The sequence below is a fragment of the Acidovorax sp. genome, from assembly GCF_046339755.1.
Taxonomy (GTDB): Bacteria; Pseudomonadota; Gammaproteobacteria; order Burkholderiales; family Burkholderiaceae_C; genus Acidovorax.
Genome location: NZ_JBKDTZ010000408.1, coordinates 1 through 5,784, shown reverse-complemented (window position 1 = coordinate 5,784; position 5,784 = coordinate 1). Strand labels below are relative to the sequence as shown.

8 protein-coding genes are annotated in these 5,784 nt (G+C 59.2%); all 8 read right to left on the bottom strand.

Translation table 11 applies throughout. From position 1 onward, the window contains the following. Window positions 1-391 precede the first annotated feature (391 nt). The 8 genes from ACK59X_RS35065 to ACK59X_RS35030 all read right to left on the bottom strand — a co-directional run bounded on the left by ACK59X_RS35065 (window position 392) and on the right by ACK59X_RS35030 (window position 5,617). Window positions 392-1,123, bottom strand: coding sequence for a hypothetical protein (locus ACK59X_RS35065; RefSeq protein WP_409964207.1), 732 nt, complete (start codon window positions 1,121-1,123; stop codon window positions 392-394). A gap of 202 nt (window positions 1,124-1,325) precedes the next feature. Beyond that, window positions 1,326-1,904, bottom strand: coding sequence for a hypothetical protein (locus tag ACK59X_RS35060; protein ID WP_409964206.1), 579 nt, complete (start codon window positions 1,902-1,904; stop codon window positions 1,326-1,328). A gap of 94 nt (window positions 1,905-1,998) precedes the next feature. After that, entirely contained in the window at window positions 1,999-2,277 is a 279-nt protein-coding gene (locus tag ACK59X_RS35055) for a hypothetical protein (protein ID WP_409964205.1), read from the bottom strand. A gap of 270 nt (window positions 2,278-2,547) precedes the next feature. After that, window positions 2,548-2,964, bottom strand: a complete 417-nt coding sequence (locus tag ACK59X_RS35050) for a hypothetical protein (RefSeq protein WP_409964204.1) — start codon at window positions 2,962-2,964, stop codon at window positions 2,548-2,550. Window positions 2,965-3,075: 111 nt separating this feature from the next. Then, window positions 3,076-4,062 (bottom strand): hypothetical protein, encoded by a 987-nt coding sequence (locus tag ACK59X_RS35045; protein WP_409964203.1) that lies wholly within the window; start codon window positions 4,060-4,062, stop codon window positions 3,076-3,078. Between the two features lie 87 nt (window positions 4,063-4,149). Then, complete coding sequence (locus ACK59X_RS35040) at window positions 4,150-4,890, bottom strand: hypothetical protein (protein WP_409964202.1); 741 nt, start codon at window positions 4,888-4,890, stop codon at window positions 4,150-4,152. Window positions 4,891-4,959: 69 nt separating this feature from the next. Further along, window positions 4,960-5,328 (bottom strand): hypothetical protein, encoded by a 369-nt coding sequence (locus ACK59X_RS35035; protein ID WP_409964201.1) that lies wholly within the window; start codon window positions 5,326-5,328, stop codon window positions 4,960-4,962. Between the two features lie 10 nt (window positions 5,329-5,338). Next, window positions 5,339-5,617 carry a hypothetical protein gene (locus ACK59X_RS35030; RefSeq protein WP_409964200.1) on the bottom strand — a complete coding sequence of 93 codons (279 nt, stop codon included), beginning with the start codon at window positions 5,615-5,617 and terminating at the stop codon, window positions 5,339-5,341. Window positions 5,618-5,784: the final 167 nt, after the last annotated feature.

Genomic DNA, 5,784 nt, shown 5'->3' with positions numbered 1-5,784 from the left:
AAAATTTTGACATGTGGAAGCATGCGGCGCACACGCAATGCCTAACCAGAGCAACCGCAAGGTTGCCAGCGAGCACTCCGAGATGGAGCACATGCTTGCTGGAATCTGGCAACTTGATGGCAAGTTCACAGGCATGAACGCAGGGGTACCAGGCGCACTCGACCGACTTTCCAAACCGCACTGCGGGCAATGCGTTTTTGAAAGCCATCCCCAAAAATGGGGATGCCTTCGCTATAGGACCGAGCACGGTTCTGCGGTCCGCATCTTGGCTCGCAGGAGGCGCGCCAATTTCATCCCATGGCCTGCCCCAGCGGCTAGGCCATGGCACAGTCACGAGTCATCAGCCCTCAGATCACGGCGCACGTGTGACCGTGCCGAGAGGGCTTGCGATTCAGGCTACAGTGGTCTCGTCGGCCCCAAGGTCGCCGAGCCCAGCGCCGGCGTTGATCTCCTCGACCAGGTACTCCCCCAAAAGGCGGGTCGCCACTTCCAGGGCCGCGCCAGTTGCGAAGTGCAATCCAGCTAGATCCCCCGCAGCGACGCCTAGTTGTTGCTGAATTCGCAAACAACCAGCGTTGAGGGCGTCATGCACCGCTTCGCTGAGCATGCTGTTCAATCGCTTGAGCGCACCCACTTGGCGCGAGCTCAGTCCATATGCCTCCAGCGGATCGACGACAAAGCGTCCACACTCGCTGAGGGCGGGATCTGCGACCTGCACATCGCCGACGATCAGACCAATCTTTGGCGGCGTGCCGTCGCCAGGCTCTGTGAGCACAGCAACAAACGGCGCAAAGATGTCGACCACTGGCTCGACAAACGGGCGATCACCCAGATGGCGAGCCTGTGACGGGGCGTCATTTAGCGACTTCCATGCCCAGTACGGTAGATGCCCGCGCTCAACGAAGCCCCACACCTCTGGCCTATCGTCTCGGCTAAAAGCACCTTCAACACTTTCCGCTACATGCTTCAGACGTTCACCCGAGAGTAGCGCGAATTTTTGGTCGACCAACTCTTGTGCACAAAGCAAAGCGTGCGACTCCATCTCGAAGACAACTCTGCATTCGATCCCTGGTGCGCCAATCGCGGCAAGGAGCTTCCAGTTGCCAATCGCGTATCTTTTCATAGGTTGAATCCCAATTTATCTGGAAGAGCCCCTCCGCCTTGATAGCGGGAGGTGACTCATTCCTCTACTTCTTGATTGAAATGACAGGCGCCGCCCATGGACGCATACGCCCATCGGGGGTTTTGAAACTCAGACCCGAAGGTGCACTAAGGGCTGTTCCAGCCGTTAGGCTGGCTTGCTCGCGCCCCCGCGGAATCTGGCCCTATCTCGCATCGAGCCCCTCGAAAGGAGCATCGAGCGGGTTGAGCCCTGCGCACGAACGCACCTGGTGGTGCGCATCCTCACGAAGAGCCCTTCGAGCCTCTGGGTCACAGATTCGCCAGTGGTTGCTTGCCAACTTGAACCGGCCGAGCCGATCAAGATCTGCGAGATCACTTGCGGTGGCCAGCCCGCGCAAGGCCAGCTGGTCAACGAAGCTGTCGCGCGTCGCGTAAAGCAGCTGCACCTGGCTAGGGACAGGGCACCGCTTCTTCAGCGATTCTTCGATCTGGCGAGGTGTGAGAGCACCGATAGGGCACTGGTGCCGCAGTGGCTCCAAGGTTCCCATCGCGCGCAGTTGCCGAGTGATTTCCTCATACGCATACACAACCTGCTCATCGAGCCCGTCACCATATAGTGCAGCAGCCTCGACAAGGCAGTGGTCGATGCCTGCCATCAACTCACTGGCCATCTCCGCGAAGGTTCTCCCTTCCGCGTTGGCAACCGCCAATGCGTTCTCGCGAAGAACGGCCTCGATGTCCTCTTCTGTCACCTGGAATGCAGTACAAATCGCCATCTTCATCTCCAAAAATTCAGATGGACCTGCCCCCCCGGGGGCAAGAAGGCCCATCCGGGGTTAACTACTTCGGCGCATTGCGCCCTTGAAAAAGTGCGGATCAACTGATCGCTGCAGCCGCCTCCATGGTCTCCGCCAGGCTAATGAGGAGCTGCGCCTTGCGGCGGTCCTCGCGAGCACTAGCGAGCAGGGACTCGGAAGCCGACATCCCGGCTTGCAATCGAACCGACATATCCCGGGTGTCACACTTGATATTGATCACACTCCCGGTTGGATAGCGCAGCACACTGACCTTGAGGTTATTGAGAGGCGGATGGCCGCTCTCCCCTTCAACAGATTGCACCCCGTCGACACTTGGAAGGCTGGATCTGATCGTCATGGTTGTCCTCTTCGAACTGAAATCGGACAGGCCTGGCCCCGGAAGGGCGACAAGGCCCATCCGGGTTGATGATGGCTTCTCACGAAGCAACGCTTGCTGGTTGTTTGGTCTCCTCAGCTAGGAGCATGAACGCAGGTTTACCCTGTCGCATCAAACTGACTTTCCAGACCGCACTCCGGGAAGAGCGCTCTGGAAAGCCACCCCCACGAATGGGGATGCCTTCTCTTCTTACATCGCACTTTCAGCGGCGGGCGACCTCGTGGGGCATGACTAGCATGCTGCCCGAGCTCGATCCCATTGCTTCTGAAGAGCGAGCAACTCCTGCGTGTCCATTCCTCGCAGGTACTCGGCCACAATGCCGCCCTCGGCCATGACAGAGCGCATTCCGCCCAGGAACTTGAGCTTCAGCAGAGGCGTCCATGAATCGAGCCCCGATCTGAGGTCAGACACCGTCATGATGACGCCTTCATTGTTGCCTTCGTCGAACGAGTAGCCCAATCGTGGGGACCGTGGCCAAACGACCTTCGGTGGCCCATAGGAAGTCTCGGAACCGGCTGCTTGCGCCCAGTGGATCGAGGTATTGGCCCTCTCCAGGTGCCGCTCCAGCTGGTTCGCTACCGTGCGCGCATAGAGCACGTCGGCGGCCTTCTCAGCGGGGCCCGGTTCGCGGGTAGGTTTGACTGGCATGCTTCTCTCCAAAATTGAAAAGGGGCACAACCAGCCCCGCAGGGGACTGGTGCATGCCCCGCAGGTTGAACAATTAACACCCACACAAGCGCGTGGGGTCCACAACATTGATCAGGCGAACAAGGAAAGTTCGCGCTGACCACCGACTTGTGTAGCGGCACGCTTTGCAGCGGAGGCCATCCACCTGGTCATTTCCGACTTTCGGTGCACCATCGTGTTGGATCGTTTCTCTTTGTGAGCCGCAATCCGCGCCGAGGCGTCCCATGCCATCGAGTCAGTGGAAGCCACCCAGGGCAACTTCTTCACCTCGTCGAGACTGGTCCCTTTGACACCAAACAGATGGAGCTTTGCGCCGGCGGGAAGATTCCCGTCGAGGCACGAAAGGATCGAGTAGAGCCCATGCCTCGGGTGGCTTGTCGTGCGCCGGCAGACCGAGCCAAGGCCGATCAGCTTTGGCGCACTCAACCAGGGCATCCATCGCTCCCACACCTGCATCATGAGGTCCAGGGAGTAGCGATAGTCCTGCTTCTCCCAGCCTTGAATGATCGGAACAGGGGGCCGAACCAAGTTCGCGACGACGGTCGAGTTGCACGTGCGCGCGAGTTCGTTCTGCCACTCGTAGACTAGCCGCAGGCTAGATTCAAGCAACGTAGCTGTGGCGTTCAGACGAAACGCGAGATCCTGAGGGTTTCTCAGAACCTCCTCTTCTACGCACAGATCAGGCTGGGACCACCAGGCGGGATTCAACATGGAAGCCGCTTCGACATACTGCGCAGCCGTCCACGGGAAAATTCCCGCCATGCCGCGCTGCGTGCCCTTGGACTGCCAGTTCTTCACGGCGGTGAAGCCTGCCGAGTCAAGTGCCCAGTCGCATTCGTAGAGATCCGAAGCCTCCGGCACGGTGAACTGTCCTTTCGCAGAGTTCCAGAACGCGGAGGCACTTACCATTGCAGGGTACTCTTGATTGAACGCATGAAACGCTAGGGAGCCACTTTTGTGCGGCACCCCTACCCTCACCATCAACTCATCGCCCAGATGGGCATTTACCTGGCCCATAGGCAGGCCTTCACACGGCCAGGTCCGTTCAAAGTCGCACATGATCTATCTCCAATGGGAAGAGACAGACACCGTCCCAACGGGCAGGTGCCCGTCAGGGTGGTTGGGGAGTAGCTCCGTTCGATGCCCTCAGAACAGCGCCGCCTGCAGGAGGCCCGTGTCTTCGGCGCACTCCAGATCAAGCGAGCGCTGAGCGGCGCCGCGCAAGGACTCCAATCCGGCAAGCTCCACGTCAGGGTGAACCCCATATTCATGAATCTTGCCGTTGTGCAGGTACAGAAGCGCTGCGCGCCGGTCAGGCGCGCCATCACCGTATACCTCCACTGGATGGCCTTCGAGAGACCACCAACTTGGATTCGAAGCGCCCACGTGAGCGCGCCAACCCCAAGAGTTGGACTCAGCGACATACTGCTGCGCGGCTTCCAGGCCGATAGGAACTGTCGTAGGAACTCCACGCAGGAAGTGCACCGGCTTGGCGCAAACCACCTCCGATCCACCCACCTTCAAGACCAGTCCAGTGTGGTCGCCACGTGCACGAACGCCCTCGTCGAAAAGGTTGTAGTCCGTGAAATCGTGGGTCGGTCCATCGAACAGATCCCTCGGCAACAGTTGCCAGGCCTCAGACCTGTACTCGCCGTCAAAGCCACCGTAGTTGTTTGCAGTGACTACGTGAAGGAAGCCGCCGTATACCTTGGCCGGCACACTTGCTGGGTTCCCTTCCTTCGCCTCGCACATGTGCTGGCCAGCGTAGCTGTCAGCGAAGTCCTCCCAAATTTGTGCTGGTAGCAGAACCACCCTCGGCGTTGGGCGTTTGGCATAGGTGACTGGCACCGAATCCAAATGCTCTGCGCAAGCATCAATGTTGTCCATGGTTTTCTCCGTCAAATGCGACGGGCACCTACCCCGTAAGGGCACGAGTGCCCGTCAGGGGTTGGTGATTCAGTCGTCGTGGACGACCAGCGTGCCAAGGGGCGCCAGTCGACAGGATTCGAAATGGTCGATCGCTCTGAGAAGAACCCGCTCTGCAAGGAGCAAATCCACCTCTTCGAAGTCGACCCATTCGAGGCCGTGGTCAAACCTGGTGAGCGGATCGTGCAGTTCCCCGTCAGCAACGTTGGCGTGGACAAGCACGAGCTGGTCATCGGTGACACGCAAGTACCAGGCGTCAAGACCTTTGAGCAAGACCGTATCCGCGGGCAAGACTGCCAGCTTCTCAGCCAGTGCGTTCTCAGCGATGGTCAGGCGATGCCAGGCCGCGCCAATGGGTGCAGGTGCGTTCCCAAACACAGAATCAGTTCTGATCTGCATCTTGAGCCCCCTACCCAGTCACCGCGACAGCAGCGACGGTGCCGCCCGCAAGCGTCTTCTCTCGACGGAGTTGCTTAATGTGGCGTGCCACCTGCAAACGCAGGAGACTTGACGCTTTTGGACGGAACGCGGCGAGCTGGCGGAAGCCCGCCAGCGCCTCATAGCTCGGGTGATTGAGGATAGACCCCATGTTGACCTGGGGTGCAATCCCGCACAGCGCATTTGCAACACTGGCGGTGAAGCAATGCGCGCGATAGGCAGGACGGTGCCGCCATTGCTCGAAGTACATGCCTGAAGCTGTGCATGCGAGCTTGGGTTGGGGTCTCCTCGTTTTCAGTGCAATAAGTGACGGTACGCAAAGCTAGCACTGGCGCGGGGGTGGTCTGGGTAGACCGTTGATTTCATTGACTTTCCTGTTCGCTTTGTAAACGGGTATGGTGGCCTCCCACTTTTGAG